24 protein-coding genes and 1 tRNA gene are annotated in these 19,352 nt (G+C 61.1%); 7 read left to right on the top strand and 18 right to left on the bottom strand.

All coding sequences use genetic code 11. The features are described 5' to 3' along the window. Positions 1–34: 34 nt before the first annotated feature. Together ASD52_RS15110 and ASD52_RS38420 are read right to left on the bottom strand one after the other, a co-directional pair. Positions 35–1,585 carry a Ppx/GppA phosphatase family protein gene (locus ASD52_RS15110; RefSeq protein ID WP_025426023.1) on the bottom strand — a complete coding sequence of 517 codons (1,551 nt, stop codon included), beginning with the start codon at positions 1,583–1,585 and terminating at the stop codon, positions 35–37. Between the two features lie 5 nt (positions 1,586–1,590). Then, positions 1,591–1,851 carry a hypothetical protein gene (locus ASD52_RS38420; RefSeq protein WP_128090403.1) on the bottom strand — a complete coding sequence of 87 codons (261 nt, stop codon included), beginning with the start codon at positions 1,849–1,851 and terminating at the stop codon, positions 1,591–1,593. A 63-nt stretch (positions 1,852–1,914) separates the two neighbouring features. On the opposite strand from ASD52_RS38420, the gene ASD52_RS15105 reads away from it, so the two are divergent. Both ASD52_RS15105 and ASD52_RS15100 read left to right on the top strand, forming a co-directional pair. Then, positions 1,915–1,988, top strand: a tRNA-Gln gene (locus ASD52_RS15105). Positions 1,989–2,195: 207 nt separating this feature from the next. Next, complete coding sequence (locus tag ASD52_RS15100; protein WP_025426022.1) at positions 2,196–3,035, top strand: hypothetical protein; 840 nt, start codon at positions 2,196–2,198, stop codon at positions 3,033–3,035. Positions 3,036–3,244: 209 nt separating this feature from the next. Here ASD52_RS15100 and ASD52_RS15095 read toward each other — a convergent pair whose 3' ends face one another. Then, the gene (locus ASD52_RS15095; RefSeq protein WP_057211566.1) at positions 3,245–3,883 is read right to left on the bottom strand and encodes a class I SAM-dependent methyltransferase; all 639 of its coding nucleotides are present in this window, start codon (positions 3,881–3,883) and stop codon (positions 3,245–3,247) included. A 189-nt stretch (positions 3,884–4,072) separates the two neighbouring features. Here ASD52_RS15095 and ASD52_RS15090 point away from each other — a divergent pair, with 189 nt between their 5' ends. After that, positions 4,073–4,255, top strand: coding sequence for a YegP family protein (locus tag ASD52_RS15090; protein WP_025426020.1), 183 nt, complete (start codon positions 4,073–4,075; stop codon positions 4,253–4,255). A 110-nt stretch (positions 4,256–4,365) separates the two neighbouring features. On the opposite strand, the gene ASD52_RS15085 is transcribed toward ASD52_RS15090, so the two are convergent. Further along, a complete protein-coding gene (locus tag ASD52_RS15085; RefSeq protein ID WP_107026893.1) occupies positions 4,366–5,505 on the bottom strand; it encodes a fumarylacetoacetate hydrolase family protein in 1,140 nt (379 codons plus the stop codon). A gap of 254 nt (positions 5,506–5,759) precedes the next feature. Here ASD52_RS15085 and ASD52_RS15080 point away from each other — a divergent pair, with 254 nt between their 5' ends. Next, on the top strand, positions 5,760–6,161 hold the full coding sequence (locus ASD52_RS15080; protein WP_113567036.1) for a hypothetical protein: 402 nt from the start codon (positions 5,760–5,762) through the stop codon (positions 6,159–6,161). 161 nt (positions 6,162–6,322) lie between these two features. Here ASD52_RS15080 and ASD52_RS15075 read toward each other — a convergent pair whose 3' ends face one another. Next, a complete protein-coding gene (locus tag ASD52_RS15075) occupies positions 6,323–6,943 on the bottom strand; it encodes a TetR/AcrR family transcriptional regulator (protein WP_057224774.1) in 621 nt (206 codons plus the stop codon). Between the two features lie 73 nt (positions 6,944–7,016). Here ASD52_RS15075 and ASD52_RS15070 point away from each other — a divergent pair, with 73 nt between their 5' ends. Further along, complete coding sequence (locus tag ASD52_RS15070) at positions 7,017–7,790, top strand: SDR family NAD(P)-dependent oxidoreductase (RefSeq protein WP_051509154.1); 774 nt, start codon at positions 7,017–7,019, stop codon at positions 7,788–7,790. A gap of 67 nt (positions 7,791–7,857) precedes the next feature. Here the strand turns inward: ASD52_RS15070 and ASD52_RS15065 are convergent, their stop codons facing one another. The 5 genes from ASD52_RS15065 to ASD52_RS15045 form a co-directional block, all read right to left on the bottom strand. Continuing rightward, positions 7,858–9,111: an FAD-binding oxidoreductase gene (locus tag ASD52_RS15065; protein ID WP_025426015.1), complete on the bottom strand. Its 1,254-nt coding sequence runs from the start codon at positions 9,109–9,111 to the stop codon at positions 7,858–7,860. A gap of 60 nt (positions 9,112–9,171) precedes the next feature. Beyond that, entirely contained in the window at positions 9,172–9,675 is a 504-nt protein-coding gene (locus tag ASD52_RS15060; RefSeq protein ID WP_081788838.1) for a TIGR00645 family protein, read from the bottom strand. A gap of 219 nt (positions 9,676–9,894) precedes the next feature. Then, positions 9,895–10,059 (bottom strand): DUF1328 domain-containing protein, encoded by a 165-nt coding sequence (locus ASD52_RS37290; protein ID WP_025426013.1) that lies wholly within the window; start codon positions 10,057–10,059, stop codon positions 9,895–9,897. 639 nt (positions 10,060–10,698) lie between these two features. Continuing rightward, complete coding sequence (locus tag ASD52_RS15050) at positions 10,699–10,896, bottom strand: CsbD family protein (protein WP_025426012.1); 198 nt, start codon at positions 10,894–10,896, stop codon at positions 10,699–10,701. 58 nt (positions 10,897–10,954) lie between these two features. Beyond that, on the bottom strand, positions 10,955–11,278 hold the full coding sequence (locus ASD52_RS15045; protein ID WP_025426011.1) for a hypothetical protein: 324 nt from the start codon (positions 11,276–11,278) through the stop codon (positions 10,955–10,957). 527 nt (positions 11,279–11,805) lie between these two features. On the opposite strand from ASD52_RS15045, the gene ASD52_RS15040 reads away from it, so the two are divergent. Beyond that, positions 11,806–12,054 (top strand): glycine zipper domain-containing protein, encoded by a 249-nt coding sequence (locus tag ASD52_RS15040; protein ID WP_025426010.1) that lies wholly within the window; start codon positions 11,806–11,808, stop codon positions 12,052–12,054. Positions 12,055–12,177: 123 nt separating this feature from the next. Here the strand turns inward: ASD52_RS15040 and ASD52_RS15035 are convergent, their stop codons facing one another. Then, entirely contained in the window at positions 12,178–12,402 is a 225-nt protein-coding gene (locus ASD52_RS15035; RefSeq protein WP_025426009.1) for a NepR family anti-sigma factor, read from the bottom strand. Positions 12,403–12,566: 164 nt separating this feature from the next. Here ASD52_RS15035 and ASD52_RS15030 point away from each other — a divergent pair, with 164 nt between their 5' ends. Beyond that, positions 12,567–13,364: a response regulator gene (locus ASD52_RS15030; RefSeq protein WP_025426008.1), complete on the top strand. Its 798-nt coding sequence runs from the start codon at positions 12,567–12,569 to the stop codon at positions 13,362–13,364. A gap of 11 nt (positions 13,365–13,375) precedes the next feature. Here ASD52_RS15030 and ASD52_RS15025 read toward each other — a convergent pair whose 3' ends face one another. The 7 genes from ASD52_RS15025 to ASD52_RS15000 form a co-directional block, all read right to left on the bottom strand. Further along, entirely contained in the window at positions 13,376–14,506 is a 1,131-nt protein-coding gene (locus tag ASD52_RS15025; RefSeq protein ID WP_025426007.1) for an AI-2E family transporter, read from the bottom strand. A gap of 207 nt (positions 14,507–14,713) precedes the next feature. Continuing rightward, positions 14,714–15,028 carry a hypothetical protein gene (locus ASD52_RS38415; protein WP_144239133.1) on the bottom strand — a complete coding sequence of 105 codons (315 nt, stop codon included), beginning with the start codon at positions 15,026–15,028 and terminating at the stop codon, positions 14,714–14,716. A 91-nt stretch (positions 15,029–15,119) separates the two neighbouring features. Next, on the bottom strand, positions 15,120–15,467 hold the full coding sequence (locus tag ASD52_RS15020) for a RidA family protein (protein WP_025426006.1): 348 nt from the start codon (positions 15,465–15,467) through the stop codon (positions 15,120–15,122). A gap of 271 nt (positions 15,468–15,738) precedes the next feature. Continuing rightward, positions 15,739–16,566, bottom strand: a complete 828-nt coding sequence (locus tag ASD52_RS15015) for a dipeptide ABC transporter ATP-binding protein (protein ID WP_057224771.1) — start codon at positions 16,564–16,566, stop codon at positions 15,739–15,741. Beyond that, positions 16,563–17,417: an ABC transporter ATP-binding protein gene (locus ASD52_RS15010; RefSeq protein ID WP_025426004.1), complete on the bottom strand. Its 855-nt coding sequence runs from the start codon at positions 17,415–17,417 to the stop codon at positions 16,563–16,565. The genes ASD52_RS15015 and ASD52_RS15010 overlap by 4 nt, the downstream gene beginning before the upstream one ends. Before the next feature lie 2 nt (positions 17,418–17,419). Beyond that, positions 17,420–18,328: an ABC transporter permease subunit gene (locus ASD52_RS15005; RefSeq protein WP_025426003.1), complete on the bottom strand. Its 909-nt coding sequence runs from the start codon at positions 18,326–18,328 to the stop codon at positions 17,420–17,422. A gap of 10 nt (positions 18,329–18,338) precedes the next feature. Continuing rightward, on the bottom strand, positions 18,339–19,343 hold the full coding sequence (locus tag ASD52_RS15000) for an ABC transporter permease subunit (protein ID WP_025426002.1): 1,005 nt from the start codon (positions 19,341–19,343) through the stop codon (positions 18,339–18,341). Positions 19,344–19,352 lie beyond the last annotated feature (9 nt).

The raw sequence follows: 19,352 nt of genomic DNA, 5'->3' as shown, positions 1-19,352 counted from the left end.
CACAATTGCCTAAATCGTTGTCCGATTGAAGGAATTATGTGGTTGAGCTGCGCTGATGCCGGCGCGGTCGCGAGCGCCGCCAGGCGCCATCATCCGCCATCATGTCGGTCAGCAAGCCTTCGCGCAGCCCGCGATCGGCAACACGCATGCGCGTCGATGGCCAGCGGCGACGGATCGCTTCGAGGATTGCGCAGCCTGCCAGCACCAGATCGGCGCGATCGGGGCCGATGCAAGGGTTTGCCGCCCGCGCATCAAAATCCCACGAAAGCAGCCGCGCTTGCATGGCGGACACCTCGTCATCGGAAAGCCAGAGACCATCGACGCGGCGGCGGTCGTAGCGCGGAAGATCCAGATGAACGCCGGCAAGCGTGGTCACCGTGCCCGACGTGCCGATCAGGTGGAAGCCGCTGCCGGCAATGCCCGTTGCCAGCGCTTCGACCGGCGGGCTGTCGAAACGCGACAGCATGCCCTCGACTTCCTGGACCATGGCTTCGAAGTTTGCCGGGGTGACATGTTGGCCGCCATGGCGTTCGGAAAGGGTCACGACGCCGACCGGCAGCGAGGTCCAGTGGGTGATGTGATTGGCGAGCCGATTAGACCTGCTATCGCCGATGCGGATGACGGCGATCTCCGAGGAGCCTCCGCCGATATCGAAGAGAACGACCGACCTTGTCTCGCGATCGACCAGCGACGAGCAGCCCGACACGGCAAGCCGCGCCTCGGTCTCGCGGTTGATGATCTCAAGCTCGAGCCCGGTTTCCTTGGCCACGCGCTCGAGGAAGCTTTCGCCGTTTTCGGCGGCGCGCGCAGCTTCGGTGGCGATCAGCCGGCGGCGGCGAATCATCCGCGCACCCAGTTTGGTAGCGCAGACTTTCAGCGCCTCGACGGCGCGGTCCATCGCGTCCTCGGACAACCGGCCGCTGGCACCCAGCCCTTCACCCAGCCTGACGATGCGCGAGAAGGCATCCACCACCCGGAACTGGCCGGGGCGGGTCGGCTGCGCAATCAGCAGACGGCAATTGTTGGTACCGAGATCCAGCGCCGCATAAAGCGGCGCCGGCGGCTCGCTGGCGGCAACGAACGGCGCGCGCGGCTGGTCGCCCCGCGGGGCAGCCTGCCCGCCGGACTGAGGCGCTCCGGGCCTAGACGTGGTTGCGCCCTCGCTGGGGCGCGATTGTGCTTGCTGCTGACGCTCGCCCGAGGTGAGCGGCCGTCCCTGAATGCCACGGCGATGCCGCGCCTTCTTGTTGCGCTTGTGCCCCTTCCTGTCGCCCATTGCCGGGTCGACAAGCTGCACGTCGCGACCGCCCGCGGAAGCGGGCGCGGCCTGAGCCTGCTGTTTTGCGGATTTCGAACGACGACGCCGTTTGCGCTTGCGCGCCGGTTCCGCATCGTCTGGTCCTGCGGGACGCCCTGCCATGCCGGCACCGCCGGGTTGGCTGGCAATTGCAGACGGCAAAGCAGACGACTTGCGCCGTTTCCGCTTGCCCTTGCCGTTGCGCGGACCCATCTTGGGTCCATCGCTACGGCCTGCTGCCGACGCCCCGGATTCGGACGGCTTTTCGCCGTGATCGGGGTCTTTCACTTGTCTCAACCATCGCGCCGCGCAAAGCCTTTCGGCCGCTCAAGGCGCTTTCTCGATTTTTCGTTGGGGCGACTGTACCAGTGCAGTCCCCATTCGCCAAACTTTTTTTGAGAAACGGCTTGTGCACAACAAAGTGGCTGCGCGGCTTTCCCCTGCCCGACACCAACGGACAGACCGGGGTTGCCGGTTCGCCGGCCTGTTGACATCGCCGCCAAGCACACCATCGCCGCCGCCTGTGCGATTTTTTTTGCAAAAGGTATTTGCATCGGCCGCTGATTTGTTTATAAGCCCGCCAACCAACCCGACGGGCTTCGCCCCGACGGCGGCTTTGGGGAATAGGTTAACGGTAGACCCACGGACTCTGACTCCGTTAGTCCTGGTTCGAATCCAGGTTCCCCAGCCAAACTCTTTCACAAACAAATTCAGTAGCGTAAACACCTCGGCACGCGTGACTTTCGCACGCCTTGCGCCGATGCCTAGAATGCCCCTTTCGAAAGACACGGTCGCGTTCGACACCCTCACATCCAGATGCCTTGCAAACGGAATTCGCGTTGAGATTGCATTAACGATGTTTGCTTACTCTTTGCTAGGGTTTTCAGGGGGTGGGCAGATGTTTCGGACGAACGGTTTTCTTGTTTTTCTCTTGTCGAGCGCATCGCTCGCAGCGGCCGCCGATATGGATGGGCCATTGGTCGGGGCGGCCGACTACTATGAAGCGCCGGTCGAACAGGCATCGCTGGGCGTAACGGGATATATCGAAGGCGCCTACGGAAGCGTCGTCGATTCTCCCGGCGACATTGATGCCGACGCATGGGCGCTGCGTGGCGCCGTCAACTTCGATGCAGGCGGCGGCTTCAATCTCCAGACGGATCTCGGCTACGCCCGCGCCTCGATCGGGGACGCCGACACGAATACTTATAACGGCACCCTGCACGGTTATTACCGAGACAACCTCTATGCGGCGGGTGTGTTCGTGCAGGCGGCGCGTCTCGATGCAGGGTTCGACAGCCACATCAACGATTATATGGGCGGCATCGAGGGCGCCTATTTCCAGGACACATGGACCATCCACGGTGCGGCCGGTTATGGCCAGGCGGGATGGGAGGGTTTCGACGCCGACCATTACATGGCCGCGCTCGGCGCTCGCTTCTATGCTACAGACAACGTACGCTTCGATGTCGACGGCGCTCTCGACCGCATCACCGACAGCGGCATCGACTACGACATCCGCAGCCTGAAGCTGACGGCGAACTATCGCTCGGTATACTTCCCGGTCACATTGTTCGGCGGATACAAATACGCCGACGAGGAGGTATCCGGTTTCGGTTCGTCGGTGTCGGGCGACAGCAGCACGATCTTCGGTGGCCTCCGGTTCTCCTATGGGTCGAACAGCATCAAGGAAGAAGAGCGCCTGGGACCGGTCTGGTCCAACAACAGCCGAGCGTTTTGATCACGAGACCTATCTCGCAAATAGCGGTCGGGTCGCTGTGTGCCGGCAAATCGCATACCGAACACCGCGCCGGCTCTCCCCAGACCTCGGCGTGGCTGCGCCCGAATGTCGAAGGCTGACGCAGTCTGCCGGCAGACATACCGCGAAGATCAGGCTCGCAAAGTTCGGCGTGGAGATCGTCACGAACGCCGGAGCCGCGGCCCGACATGTCATCTCTTGCGCGCGACGATATAGGGACGGCTGTCGTTGCCCTTGGTCGCGTGGTTTTCCGTGGCAAGCACGTCGAAACCGGCAGCATGGATGATCTGACCCAATTCAGCCGCCCGGAAGATGCCGGCGTAAGGCGCCTGCCCGAGCGCTCGCATCGCGGGCAGCAGGACAAGCCGAATGAGCGGGTTCATATCCCCGACGCAGGGCGTCTTGGAAATGAACAGACCCTGCGGCGCCAGCAGGGCGTGAATGTGGCCCAGCGTGCCGGCCAAGTCGCGAACCAGATGCAGATAGTTGAACCCCATGATGACGTCGAACTGTGTTTCTTCGGGCGTCAGCGCCTCGACGGTTGCGACCCGGAAGGCTAGCCCCGGGATGGGATCGGCGGCACACCTTTCTTCGGCAATCGCTACCATTCCTTTGGAAATATCCGTCCCAAGATAGCTTTGCACATGGCTCGCAAGCCGGAGCGCCGTTGTTCCTGTCCCGCAACCCACTTCCAGCACCCGGTCGCTTGGTCTCAAAAGGGCGCGGGTTCGCTCCAGCGTGCGCTCATATCCGGCTTGATCGGCAATCTTGCCCATGGCGTATTTGCGCGCGCTCCGGTCCCAGAAGCGGGCGTCAGTCTCCATGCTCATGGTGGGTTTTCTGCCTTTCCAGTGCGGGGCCGGTCCGCTGTGTGGGAAATTGCTCCATCGTCCATACGAGGATCAAGGTCAGGTGAAGCGGACGTGTAGATTTGAATGAGACCGCCGACATCTTGTCAACGCCGCTTGCAACTGCCACGCTAGTCCCTGCGTGATTCACGATTACATATGGGAGGGCACATGGCTCATAAGTTCGAGATCTACAAAGACAAGGCTGGCGAATATCGGGTTCGCTTCAAGTACAACAGCGAAGTGATGTTTTCGACCGAAGGCTATTCGAGCAAGGCAAGCGCTCAGAACGCCATCGATTCGATCAAGAAGAACGGACCGAACGCGCCTGTCGAAGACAACAGCCAAGCTTAACTAAATTCCATGAGAGGCCCGCCGATGAGGATCGGCGGGCCTCTTTCCTTTAAGGCGGGCACTTGCCTAGCGCGCAATCCGGGCGCTTATTTCCGGCTGATGAGCCGCGGCTAAATCAGACCACGGCTGGCGAGATTGCGCATCAGCGCGGCCATGCCGAACGTCCAGGGCGGGCAATCCGTCGACAGGCGCACCACGTTGGTCAGGCTACCAAGTTCAGCATTTGAAATCGTCACCAAATCGCCGATCCTGTGGGTGAAGCCCTGCCCCTTCTCGTCGCGGTCTTCGACCGGGGCAAACAACGTGCCCATGAACAGCATCAACCCATCGGGATATTGATGGTGTGGCCCGATCGTCTGGGCGACGAGGTCGAGCGGGTCACGACTGATCTCCGCCATGCTGCTCATTCCCTTCAGGCGGTAGCCATCGGCGCCTTCGACCAGCAGCTCGAGTTCGGCCCTGCGCACATGATCGATCGTGTAGGTCTCGTCGAACAGGCGGATGAACGGGCCGATCGCACAGGAGGCATTATTGTCCTTCGCCTTGCCGAGAAGCAGAGCGGACCGGCCCTCGACATCGCGCAGGTTGACGTCATTGCCGAGCGCCGCGCCCTTGACGGCGCCGTCAGAGGCAACGGCCAGCACGATTTCCGGTTCCGGATTGTTCCAGCGCGAAATCGGGTGGAGGCCGACATCGGCACCCGAACCGACCGATGACAACACCTGTGCCTTGGTAAAAACTTCCGCATCCGGACCGATGCCGACTTCCAGATATTGCGACCAGACGCCCTCCTCGATCAGCGCGGCCTTGACACGGGCTGCCTCCGGTGAGCCGGCCTTAAGGTTTCGCAGGCTGTCGCCGATGACGGCAGTGACGCGTGTGCGGATCGCCTCGGCGCGGGCGGCATCGCCGGCCGCCCGCTCTTCGATGACGCGTTCGATCATCGAGCGCGCAAAGGTGACGCCACAGGCCTTCACGGCCTGGAGGTCACAGGGCGCAAGCAGGCGAAGGGTCGAGATCTTGCCCTCCCCCGTGAGTACGTCGGTCACCGACGCGAGACGTTCGCCATCGAGCTGACGGATGTGGGCAACCGGGTCGGGAAGCTCCAACAGATCGCGCATGGTGGGCGCCATTTTCGAGGTGATGTCGACAATCGCGCCGTCCCTGACGGTCACGAGCGCCGGCCCGTCAATATCAGATCGCCAGACGCGCCCGACAAAGGTTCCGCTTCGGTATGCCTCAAGCGTCATGATCGCTCCCCCAAAGAGATGATTTTCTTGCAGCGAAAACAGCGGGCTGTAAAGCGCATGCGATTTGGGTGGGTTGTACCCGATGGAACATTGCAAGTTTTCGCGCGTTTCCTGTTGCAGAGCGCGTCCAGTCGAGCATGCGAGGTTCGCAACGTTAGTTTGCAACCGCACAACCCGGTCCTCTGCCTTTGCCGAGGCCGTTCCGGCCGGCAAGACCCGTAGGCCGGAGGACGCCCAGAAAGGATGTGAACGCGATGAATCAACGTGAAGAGTTCAAGGAAAAGCCGCTCATCGACCCGGTGACAGGTCAGCCGACACCCATGCCGACAGATCCGGCACCGGTCCGCTCCGGGCGCAGCAGCTGGCCGCTCGTCATCATCCTGCTTGCCGGCCTCGTGCTCGCTTTGATCGCCTGGCTCCCGGCAGAACTGACGCGGGATACGACCGAGACGGCAACGCCACCGGCCACCACCGACCAGTCGACATCAGGGCAGACGGCGACACCGCCAGCAACGGATACGACGGCCACGCCGCCGGCCGATACGACCACCGCACCTTCCGGCGGAACGATGACCGCCCCGGAAACGACGCCGCAGCAGGGCACGACCCCGCCGGCAACGAACGGAACGACAACACAGCCGGCACCGGCCCAGTAACGGTATTGTCGCAATGGCTTGCCTTTGCCGGAAGAGCGTTCTTCCGGCAAAGGTCGAGTGTTGATCGCACCAGGACGTGGTTGTGCCGAAGAGCGCGCGCATTGGGGCGACCGCGATCAATTGAGACGACGCTTATCGGCCGTCATCGACAGCAGATCTCGTCATTCTCTCGTCGATGACGCCTTGGCCATCGCGTCCCACCCCGCCGCGCAACAATCGGCGATTGCCATCAGGGTCTGACGCGAGGCTCCGTCGCGGGCGTGGATCGACATTCCATGCTGGATCGACGTGACATAGGCGGCGATGTCGTCGCAGGCCGTTCCCGCGGGCAGATCACCTTCCGCCACGCCACGCTCGAGACGCTGCTCTAATGCCGCCTGCTTTTCCAGCCGGCGCGCCTTCAGACCGTTGCACACCGCCGGGTCGACCCCCTCCATCTGCGGGGCAGAGAGCACCACCATGCAGCCGCGTGGCTCGGCCCATTGGGTAAAATTCTCGGCCGACCGGCGCAATAGGTCGTGCACCGCCTCCTTTGCCGTCGGTGCGCTGTCCAGAAACTCCCAGATACCGGCGCCATCGGTCCGGCCATAGAGGTCGACGGCCTCGAGGAAAAGCTTCGCCTTGCTGCCGAAGGCAGCGTAAAGGCTCGGCGGATTGAGCCCCATCACCCGCGTCAGATCGGCAAGCGAGGTGTTGTCGAAACCCTTGTCCCAGAAGATTTCCATCGCGCTCCTCAGCGCTTCCTCACGCGAAAAATTGCGCGGCCGGCCACGGCTGGACATCGCATGAACTCCTTTTTTTGTATCGACCAATACATAAATGACTTGACAGCGGGAGGCAAGTCGCCGCGTATATATGTATCGATCACTACAAATACGGAGCAAGAGCGTGTCGAATCTGAAAAACAAGGTCGCGTTGGTGACAGGCGGCGGACGCGGCATTGGTGCGGCGATCGCCAGGCGGCTGGCAAGTGAGGGCGCCATTGTCGCCATCACCTACGGGCAGTCGCAGGCAAAGGCCGATGCACTGGTCGCCGAAATCGAGCGCGCGGGCGGCAAGGCGCTCGCCGTACGCGCCGACAATCGAGATGCAAAGGCGGTGGAGACCGCCGTCCAGACGGTCGTCGAGCGGCACGGCCACATCGACATTCTGGTCAACAATGCTGGCATTTATGAAGCAGCCGCCATTACGGACGTGACCGCGGACGATTTCGACCGCACGGTCGATGTCAATGTGAAGGCGGTGGTACTGGCCACGAGCGCTGCGGCAAAACATATGCCGGAAGGCGGACGCATCATTTCGATCGGCAGCAATCTGGCGCAGCGCGTTCCCTTTCCGGGCATCAGCCTCTATGCGCTCAGCAAGTCGGCGCTCGTCGGCTTTACCAAGGCGGTCGCGCGTGACCTCGGACCGAAGAGCATCACCGTCAACATCGTCCATCCCGGCTCGACCAATACTGACATGAATCCGCAGGACGGCGCGCATGCGGATCCGCAACGCGGCTTGATGGCAATCCCCCGGTTCAACGATGCGAGCGAGGTGGCGAGCCTCGTCGCCTGGCTTGCCGGGCCCGAAGGCCGGGGCGTGACCGGCGCCGAATTCACCATCGACGGCGGCACGAACGCCTGACCGGCGACCAAATGCAGAAGAGGCCGGAAGCGATGCTCCCGGCCCCTTTTGGCGATCGGATAAACGATCAGGAGAAGAAGCGCTCCGGGCGATAGGGGGCGATGTCGATCACCGTCTTCTCGCCGGTCATGGCTTCGGCGAGCGCCCGGCCGGTGACCGGGCCGAGCGTCATGCCGTGATGGGCATGACCGAAGGCGAACCACAGGCCCTGGTGACGCGGCGCCTTGCCGATGATCGGCATCATGTCAGGCGTGCACGGGCGAGCGCCCATCCACGGTTCTTCGTCGCGGCGCTCGGCCAGTGGGAAGAACTCGCGCGCTACACGCTCGGCGCGGGTGAGCTGAACCGGCGTCTTCGGCGCATCGCGCCAGGCAAATTCCGCCCCCGTCGTCAGGCGGATGCCGCGCAGCATCGGCGCCAGGAAATAGCCCTTCTCGGCATCCAGTACCCAATTGTTGAGCTGGGCGCCCTCCTGCATGCCGTAATGCATGTGATAACCGCGCTTGACGGCAACCGGGAAATGGTAGCCGAGCTTGCGCGTGACCGTATCGGCCCAAGGACCAAGTGCGACGACGACTTCATGCGCCTCGAGCGGCCCTTCCGGGGTCGCGACCCGCCAGCCCGGACCTTCGAGAATGTGTTCCACCGTCGCCGCGTCCCCGGAAACCAGCCGGCCGCCGAGCGACTGGAAATAGGTGAGATAGGCCTTGTTGAGGCTGTGCGGATCGCGGATCGACCATGGGTCGCTCCAACGCAGGCCACCGACGAGATCGGCCCTGATCGAAGGCTCCAGGGTCTTCAATTCGCTGGTCGAGAGTTTCTGATGATTGACGCCGAAACCGGTCGACAGCTTCTCGGCATCCTTGTAGGCCGCGTCGCGCTCCTTCTCGGTGCGGAAGACCTTCATCCAGCCGTCCTTGCGGATCAGGTCGCCCGCGCCGGATGCATTGATGAGATCCTCATGCTCGGCGATCGAATTTTCGATCAGCGGCGCATACATGTTGGCGATGCGCTGGTGCTGGGTGAAGCCGGAATGCCACCAGTAGCGCGCCAGGAACGGCACCAGCCCCGGCAGCGCGCGAATATGGTAGTGCGCGTCGATGGTGTTGTTCAGCGCGTAGCGGAACAATGCCCCGAAATCATGCGGGAAGCCGTAGGGAAACACGCCCTCGCGCTGGATCAGGCCGGCATTGCCGTAGGATGTCTCTTCGCCCGCACCGCGACGATCAAGCAGCACCACCGACTTGCCGCGCCGCGCCAGATGGATGGCGGTCGATATGCCGACGATGCCGGCGCCGAGAACCACTACGTCAGTCTTCATGTCCAGTGCCCCGCTACTCGATCAAGACCATCAGCAGCGATGCACGCCGCTCGGCCCAAGCTACTTCTTCTTCAGCCCATTCATGATCTGCTCGAGATAACCGAGCAGAACCGCCGAAACCACGAAAGCGAGATGCATGATCGTCGCCCACATCAGTTGCTGGCTGGTATATTGCTGCGTGTTGAGGAAGATCTGCAGAAGATGGATGGACGAGATCGCGACGATCGACGATGCGACCTTGATCTTCAGGCTGCCGGCGTCGAGCTTGCCGAGGAAGGAGACCTCGGCATCAGCCTCGTCGAAGCGGCTGACGAAGTTCTCGTATCCTGAGATCATCACCATGACGATCAGGCTCGCCACTAGGGCGGCATCGATCAGGCCGAGCATCGACAGGATCATCTGGGCATCGTCGTAGACGAAGACCATGCCGGCGATCTTCAGGAACTTGTACATGAACGAAATGCCGTAGAGCGCCAACGCTGCAACAAGCCCGAGATAGAAAATGACCAGCAGCCAGCGACTGGACAGAATGATCCGCTCTACGAGGAGCTCCAGCGATTTCATGTGTTCCGCATTCCTTGGTGCGCGTCAGATCCGTTTCGGCATGAATAGCCAAGCACACCTGGGAGGGCAAGGGATGTAACCGGAGCATCGCGACATGCGAAAGGGACGAAGTCTTTCGACATTCGTCCCTTGTTGATTTCCTACTGCATAAATCCTTAAAGCTGAATCGATTTAAGCAGATAATTATGCAGCAGGTTTAATGCGTTACCAGCGCCTGGATCAGGTTCTGCGCATGAGCCCCACGACCAGCGAGATCACCAGGAAGGCGAGGAATAGGAAGAACAGGATCTGTGCAATACCTGCGGAAGCACCGGCAATACCGCCAAAACCAAGTACACCTGCGATAATTGCTACTACCAGAAAGACGAGAGCGTAGTAAAGCATAGGATATCTCCTTGTATGCGTCGCTGGAAATGAAACGTCATGACCGCCTATTTTGTTCCAGCACCGACGCAAGCAACGATGAAATCTTCAATCCCGCCCCGGAGGTTCGAAACCATCTGTTAACCATGATCGCCAAAACAGTCTCGATTTGGCACAGCCGAGGCGAAATTCGCCAGGAACCTTCGTGATAGTCTTACGTTGTTCCCTCAAGGAATGAAGCGGGTTCGACATGAAGATGCCAATGTCACATATTTGGAAGTCCGCAGCTGAAACAGCGCGCCGAAACGCCGAAACGCCGGACAGTAATCTTCACATCGGTAGAACGATGCGTGATCTCTACGCGCACAACACAGACAAACCGAGCCAGAACTTAAACAATCTTCTCGAAAAACTGAAAAAGACCGAGCCGAAACCGAAGAGATAATTGCGCAGCGCCGTTCTTCCGCTACTGCCTGTTTCCTTAAATCCTATTCGATTAAGGATAAAAACATGCAGCAATTCAAAGTGCTACAGCGACCCTTGCGCGTCTAATAAGACGCGCGGGGCTGTGGGGGCTCAAAAACCAAAAGCAAACGCCGCGACGGTCGATCACCACGGCGGCGTTTGCTTTTGGCCTTTCGGCTCGGTCGGGTTCGCCTCTCAGTGGCGGGAAGCCCAGTCGTCGATCTGGCGTTCGGCTTCATCGCGGGCGATGCCGTAGCGGGCCTGGATACGGCCGGCAAGTTCCTTGCGCCGCCCGTCGATGACATCGAGATCGTCATTGGTCAGCTTGCCCCATTCGATCTGAGCCTTGCCCTTCAACTCCGCCCATTTGCCCTGAATGATGTCCCAGTTCATGCTTTGATCCTTTCAGCGCGGCGACGGAGAATCGCTTCGCACTTTTCCTGGAGATGCTTTAGTTGCGGAACTTCGGCTTGTCGTCCGTGCGGGCAGCAACAGCGTAGGTGCCGTCGTCAGCGATCACATTGACTTCAAGCTGACGCGAAGGCGTGATCCACCATTCTATCGTCGCATCCTCGACAAACAGGGCGGGATCGACTTCGGCACATTTGCCATAGGCGCTCTTGAACGCCTTGCCGACCTCCTCGATCGACGGCGAAAGCAATTCATGAAATTCCTCGACAGTCTCAAAACCGACGACCGGTGTCGGGACTTCACGGCAGGCGGCGTCGCCCTGCATGCAACCGACGAGGACCATGATGGCAGCGATATGTTCCATCCGCATGCTCCTTCCATCAAAAACGTGAACAGCAAACGGTTATGAACGGCGCGAAGTTCCATGGGCCGAATCAAATTTCGTCGATGCCTTCGCTGGAGCGAGCACTCGACGCGGTATTTCATGCCCAGCGCGATGGTTGCGGCTGGCGAAACAGGTCGCAGGCGCACGTCGGAGCAATTGCCGCTGGCGGCCCTTCAAATCCCCGGATCGACGACAGGTCTGGGAAGAATTTGCCCAATGGAACAAATCGGCGTGATCGTCGTTTCCACAGCAATAACAAGCGCCGCACCCGTGGCGATACCACAAGGGAGACATTGATGAGCGGTGCGGATCCGACCGTTGCGAGCATTCCAAAGGTGGTTAAGATAGGCGCGAAGCCAGGGTCAGGGCTGGCGTCGGCAAGGCGTGTTCGCTTTGGCGAACGGCCTCATTGTCGTCATTCTGTTCGTCATCAGTCCCCCGCAACCGGTCTCGGCCGAATGCATCCTTCAATGTTCAACAAAGCAAACCTCGGATAGGAACGCGTCATGAAGAAGATACTTATCGTAGCAAGCCTGATCCTCCCCTTGGCGGCATGCACGCAAACGGAGAAGGGCGCGGCGATCGGCGCGACCGGCGGCGCAATCATCGGCGGTGCAGCCACGGGCAATGTCAGAGGTGCTGCGGTCGGTGCCGCCATCGGCGGTGTCGCCGGCGCGCTCGTTGGCAATGCCAATGAGCCGGGACGTTGCATCTATCGCGACCGCTACGGCCGCCGCTACGAGGCCGCCTGCTAAGGCGCAAACGTCAAGAGGTCCAGGGAAGCGGGCTTCGGCCCGTTTCTCATGTCTTGCGCTTACAACTCGGGGAGAACTTTTTCGTCGGCACGGCTACTGCATAATTGCAGCAGGTTTAAAGTGTTACCGCGTCGTTTGTGCGTCCTGTTTGACGCGCGGCGCTGCAAGCGCCTCGGCGTCATCCAGCTTTTGCAGAAGGTCGATGAAAAGGTCAGGCACCGGCTCCTGCTCGATCGCGCGGTAGAGCGCCTTCAGCTTCGAGCCGATCAAGCCGTTCGGATCTGAGCCTCTCGCAGCCTTCGCCGTTTCCTCTTCCCCTACGCCACGCTCGTCCACAGGATGCTCCATCCCACAACCCCTAAGCCAGACAGCGCTCGAAACACCTCGAGCACGCATCGCTGTTGCCAGCTTCCCATAGGCCGAAAAACGTGTTCAAAACATTCACGTCTTTCGCAGGATGCTCATTGTCCTCAGAAAACAAGCGAATCACATCAGACCCAAGGAAGTACTTGATGTCACTTTCGACCCGTATTGCACCACACCTTCCCTTTCTCCGCCGTTACTCCCGCGCCGTGACCGGTTCGCAGGCGGCCGGAGACGGTTATGTGGCTGCAATTCTGGAAGCATTGATCGAGGACATCAGCCTTTTCCCGGAGGGTTCCAACGACCGCATTTCCCTCTACAAGCTGTTCTGCTCGCTGTTCGAGAAAGTCTCCGTCGACCGGACGGAGAACGTCTCTCCATTCGCCTGGGAACAGCAGGCTGCCGCCAATCTTTCGCTGATCGCGCCCGCGGCACGGCAGGCCTTTCTGCTCGTTTCGGTCGAAGGTTTCTCGATTGCCGATGCCGCCGAGATCATGGGGCAGAGCCAGGCGGCGTTTTCCAAGCTGCTGACGGTGGCCTCGGAAGACATTTCGCGCCAGGTGGCAACCGAAGTCCTGATCATCGAGGATGAGCCGCTGATTGCGCTCGATATCGAAGATATGGTGACGAGCCTCGGCCATCGCGTGACCGGCATTGCCCGCACGCATAAGGAAGCGCTGGATCTTTACCGCAAGACGGCGCCGAAGATGGTTCTCGCCGACATACAGCTGGCCGACGGCAGCTCCGGTATCGACGCGGTCAACGAGATCCTGAAGGATGCGGCGGTACCGGTGATCTTCATCACCGCCTTCCCCGAGCGGCTGCTGACAGGCAAGCGGCCGGAGCCCGCCTTCCTCGTGACCAAGCCGTTCAACCCGGACATGGTCAAGGCGCTGATCAGCCAGGCCCTGTTCTTCGACGAACACGCCCGCTCGACACGCGGATAAGCGCACACGCCTTAGGCCGGCAGCTGCCGTTCCGGCTGCTGCTCGCGCACCTCCTCGAAGATCGTCATGGCGATCAGCGACAACGGCAGCGCCAGCATCGCGCCGACCGCGCCCCACATCCATGTCCAGAAGATGATGGCGACGAAGACGAGGAACGGGTTGACTTCGAGCCTGTTGCCCAGGATCGACGGGATCACCAGATTTTCCATGACCAGATGCACGACGAAAAAGACGGCCGCCGGCGCCAGCGCCAGGAGGATGGCTTCGTGCGTCATCAGCCCGCCGACGAGCAGGGCCAGCGTCATCATGGTCACGCCGAGATAGGGTATGAAGCTGGAGACGAAGGCAAACAACCCCCAGAGCGGTGGCATGGCCAGGCCGCCGACCAGCGCGATGAGCATGGTGACGACGCCGAGCGCCAGATAGATTAGGCTCGCGATCGAAAAATACTGCGCCAGTGCGGTTTCGATCGCGTTCATGATCCGGATCGTGCTCAGACGTCGCTCCCGGCTGTTGAAGGCAAGGATGATGGTCCTGCGCAGATGCAGGCGACCTAGCAGGAAGAGCCCGAGTGCTGCAAGGAAAATCAGCGTCTGGACCAGGGCCGGCGTCAGCCCGGCGGCGACAACGCCGAGAACCGGACCAGCGTTCTTCATGACGGTGTCGGCAAGGGCTCCGTTGCCGGTTCCTCGCGCCACCGCCAGGCGCAGCCATTCGAAACGCTCGATGAAGGGTAACACACGTTCGACGACCCCCTCCGCCAGGGCCGGTGCCTTTTGCGCCAAGTCCGTCATTGGTCCGAGCAGGGCGCTGACCACCGAGGCGAGCCCAAGCACGAAGAACAGTGCCAGCAGCAGCCCACCCATGATCGGCGGCAGGCCGAACTTTGCCAGGCTGTCGGCCGCGCGTCCGAGCACGATGCCGACGACGACGGCGAGCGTGATCGGCATCAGGATCGTTTCCATCGAGTAGACGGCGGCTGAGCCGGCGATCACGAAGAGGCCGATGATGCTCCAGGCCACCATCAGGTCGATGCCGTCCCGCTTCGGCTCGGCGGGAAGTGCCGCCTCGACCGAGGCCTTTTCCTCCTCGGCGATGCGCTTCAGCTTGTAGTAAGCAGCCGTGTGCCCGGATGTGTCCAATGCCGTCCCTCGCCGTTGTTTGTCATGCGTCACGCCTAGAGCATTTTCCAGGAAAAGTGCGAAACGGTTTTCCGTCAGGAAATACGTAAAAGGAAAGAGATAGAGTGCGTCTGCGGCTCCGTCCAAACTGGAAACGCTCTACAGCGCCGCGCGTCTTATTAGACGCGCAAAGGTCGCTGTAGCACTTTGAATTGCGGACCGGATCACTCAGTGCCGTTCAGGCGGAAACACATGCAGGGTCAGCGACAGAAGCCCCAGGCCGAGGACGATGATGAGCAATGTGTGCGCCACGCCGACGGCTGTATGCGGGATGAACCCAAAACCGATCAACAGACCTGCAAAAGCAACCACGCAGACCCGCGGTAGCCAGTAGAGCATCGACAGCCCTCCCGTTTTTTTATGGAACCACAGGTAAACGTGCGGACTGGCGAATGGTTCCTGCCTGGGAGCCGCAGGTGGGGCGGTCGCGACAAAAGAAAACGCCGCCGTGCGTTGGGCACGGCGGCGGAAAGATAACATCACGCAAAGCCTTCTCGGCTTCGCCAAGCGCCTTAAAGCGTTTCCGGTTTAGACGGAACCGTAACAGCGCCGCGCAATTTTTGCGAGAGATGCTTTAGGCAGCGGCCGCGACGACGATTACTTCGACGAGGTATTCCGGCGTTGCAAGCTTGGCTTCGCCGGTGGCGCGTGCCGGGGTGTTGCCCTGCGGTGCCCAGGCGTCCCAGACCGAGTTCATCTTCGGGAAGTCGGCCATGTCCGCGAGCCAGATGGTGGCCGAGAGAATGCGGGTCTTGTCGGTGCCGGCGAGCGCCAGAAGACGGTCGACTTCGGCAAGCGCCTGCTTCGTCTGGGTCACGACATCGTCACCGGCATTGCCGACCTGGCCGGCGAGGTAGACGGTGTTGTTGTAAACCACGGCCTGGCTCATCCGGGGGCCGGTTTCGAAACGCTTGATTTCCATGATCGTGTTCCTGAAGTTGGGTCGAACGCTGATGGTTCGACCGAAAAGCGGCTGCCCGCCGCCGGAAGGCGAGAAGTGAATGGCGGCGCAAAAGCTCTACACCATCGGCCCGGCAAGGCCAAGAAGCCGGGGCGTTCTTTCCCCGGCCTCCTATTAGAGCGCTTCCACTTTAGATAGAGTCATGGAAACGCTCCATCTCCTACGCACTTCCGGACGGAAAACCGCTCCGCACTTTTCCTGGAAATGCACTTGTTACACGGCGCCGAAAGGCTCAGGCCGCCTGTTTCTTGGCGAGCCGTGCCTTGATGCTGGCAACGTCGGCGCGCGGCGTCGCGGCAAACAGCGTCTTGGTGTAGCTGTGCTTGGGATCAGCGAAGACTTCGTCGCGGCTGCCGTATTCGACGGCCTCACCGAAATACATCACCATCACGTCGTCGGCGATATAGCGCACCACCGAGAGGTCGTGGCTGATGAAGACGTAGGTCAGTTGGAACTCGTCCTGCAGGTCCGCGAGCAGGTTCAGCACTTGCGCCTGAACCGACAGGTCGAGCGCCGAGACCGGCTCGTCCAGCACCAGAAGCTTCGGGTTGAGCATCAGCGCGCGCGCAATGGCGATACGCTGGCGCTGGCCGCCGGAGAACATGTGCGGGTAACGATTGTAGTGCCGCTCGTCGAGACCGACCTTCTTCAGCATCGCCATCGCTCGGTCGCGACGTTCGTCGGCGGGCGTCTTGGTGTTGATGATCAGCGGTTCGGTGAGGATGTCGCCGATCTTCTGGCGCGGGTTGAGCGAGCCATAGGGGTTCTGGAAGACGATCTGCACCTTGCGGCGCATCTCCGGCGTCAGGTCACCCTTGGTGATGTCGATCTTGTTGCCATCGATCAGCAGGTCGCCTGATGTCGCCGGATCGATCAGCGTCAGGATGCGGCCAAGCGTTGACTTGCCGCAGCCGCTTTCGCCGACGATCGCCAGCGTCTTGCCCTGTTCGACCGAGAAGCTCACGCCCTTGAGCGCATGCACGGTCTTGGCCTTTTTTATCAGGCCGCCGGGGATATGGTAGTCGCGCACCAGATTGCGCGCTTCGAGAACGACGGTCATCGGGCGGCTCCTTGAAGGCTCGGCTCATCGACGAAAAGTTCGGAGATGGTCGGCAGCCGGTCACCGGTCGCATTGTCCGGCAGGGCTGCCAGAAGCGCGCGCGTGTAGTTACTCTTCGGCGATTCGAACAGCGACAGGACGTCGGCTTCTTCCATCTTGCGACCCTTGTACTGCACGACGACGCGGTCGGCCGTCTCGGCGACCACGCCCATATTGTGCGTGATCATGATCAGGCCCATGCCATGCTCGGCCTGAAGCCGCATCAGGAGGTCGAGGATCTGCTTCTGGATCGTCACGTCGAGCGCGGTCGTCGGCTCGTCGGCGATCAAGAGCTTCGGGTTGCAGGCAATGGCAATCGCGATCATCACGCGCTGGCACTGACCGCCCGACATCTGGTGAGGATAGTGCCCAAGCCGTTCGGCCGGATCGGGAATGCCGACCGCCTCGAACAGTTCGATGGCGCGCTTGCGCCGCTGAGCCTTGTCGAGACCGAGGTGAATGCGCAGCACTTCCTCGATCTGGAAGCCGACCGTGAAGCACGGATTGAGGCTTGCGACCGGCTCCTGGAAGATCATCGAGATATCCTTGCCGATGATCTTCTTGCGCTCGGACGACGACATGCCGAGCAGGTCGCGTCCGTTGAACGTCAGCTTGTCGGCCGTAACGTTGGCCGTCCAGGGCAGGAGACCCATGGCCGCCAACATAGACACGGATTTGCCCGAGCCGGACTCGCCGACGATCGCCAGCACTTCCTTTTCATGAACCTTCATCGACACGCCGTCGACGGCGCGGAAGGGACCGGTGGCCGTCTGGAATTCGACGACCAGGTTTTCAATTTCGAGAAGCGCCATGATCAGGACCTCTTCAGCTTGGGATCGAGAGCATCGCGCAGGCCGTCACCCATCAGGTTGATCGCCAGCACCGTGACCAAAATTGCAACGCCCGGAAGCGTCACTACCCACCACTTGCTCTGGATGAACTCACGCGCTTCGGCGAGCATCGTGCCCCACTCCGGTGTCGGAGGCTGTGCACCCATACCGAGGAAGCCGAGAGCGGCGGCGTCGAGGATCGCGCTCGAGAACGACAGCGTCGCCTGGACGATCAGCGGCGCCATGCAGTTCGGCAGGATCGTCTTGAACATCAGGCGGCCGTGGCCGGCACCCGCCACCTTCGCGGCAATGACGTAGTCACGGCTCTTCTCGCTCATGACGGCAGCACGCGTCAGGCGCACGAAGTGCGGCTGGAAGACCAGTGCGATGGCGATCATCGCATTGGTCAGGCCCGGTCCGAGAACGGCGACCAGCACGAGGGCCAGCAGCAGCGACGGGAAGGCCAGGATGATGTCCATCACACGCATGATGACGGTATCGACCCATCCACGGAAGTAACCCGCGATCACGCCGACGAAAATACCGCCGACCAGCGAGAGCGTGGTGACGATGACGCCGACGAACAGCGAGAACTGGGTGCCGTAGATCAGGCGCGAGAGCATGTCGCGACCAACGGCGTCGGTCCCGAGCAGGAATTCGGCACGGCCGCCTTCCTGCCACACTGGCGGGATCAGCACCGCATCGCGGTACTGGGCGGTCGGGTCATGCGGCGCGATGATCGGCGCGAAGATCGCGAGCAGGACGAGGAACAGGAAGAACACAAGGCCGATGACGGCACCGCGGTTCTCGGAGAAATAGTACCAGAATTCGGCCAGTCGCGCCCGGCGGGACGGATCTGTCGAAACGGCGCTCGTTGCAGCAGCTTGAGACATATCGCCCTCCTTAGTGCCGGATGCGGGGGTTGATGAGACCGTAGAGCAGGTCGACGGCAAGGTTCACCAGCATGATGATGCCAGCAATGACCAAGAGGCCACCCTGAATGACGGCGTAGTCGCGCCGGAAGACGGAATCGACCATCCACTTGCCGATGCCCGGCCAGGAGAAGATCGTCTCGGTCAGGATCGCGCCGGCGAGCATGACGCCCACCTGCAGGCCGATCGTCGTGATGACCGGGATCATCGCGTTTCGAAGCGCGTGGACACCGACGACACGGAAGGTCGAGAGGCCCTTGGCGCGCGCCGTGCGCACATAGTCTTCCGAAAGCACTTCAAGCATCGCCGATCGGGTCTGGCGCGCAATCACCGCCAGCGGGATGGTGCCAAGCACGATCGTCGGCAGGATGAGATGGCTCACCGCAGACTTGAACGCACCCGCCTGCCCCGACAACAACGAGTCGATCAGCATGAAGCCTGTAACCGGCGGGAAGAAGTACATCAGCGAGATGCGGCCCGAAACCGGCGTCCACTGCAGGATGCCGGAGACCAGCATGATCAACAGCAGGCCCCACCAGAAGATCGGCATGGAGAAACCGACGAGTGCGGTGCCCATGATCGTCTGGTCGACGAAGGAGCCGCGCTTGATCGCCGCGATGACGCCGGCGGGAATACCGAGCACGATCGCGAAGATGATCGCGCAGAGCGAAAGCTCCAGCGTCGCCGGGAACAGTTCGAAGAACTGGTCGATCACCGGCTTCTTCGTCACGATCGACGTGCCGAAGTCGCCCTGGACGACGCCCAAGAGATAATCGAAGTATTGGATCACGATCGGCCGGTCGAAACCGAGCGCGTGTGAAATTTCCGCATGCCGCTCCGGCGACATGACACGCTCGCCCGAAAGCAGGGCGACAGGATCGCCCGGAAGCATGCGAATGAAGGAGAAGGCAATGATGGAGACCCCGATGAAAGTCGGGATCAGGACCGCCAAACGCCCCAAGAGAAATCGAAACATGTTTTACCC

The organism is Ensifer sp. Root142, from assembly GCF_001426785.1.
In the GTDB taxonomy this organism is placed as follows: Bacteria; Pseudomonadota; Alphaproteobacteria; order Rhizobiales; family Rhizobiaceae; genus Ensifer; species Ensifer canadensis.
Note: the sequence above shows the minus strand (reverse complement) of the source record. Positions and strands in the feature narration are given on the sequence as shown.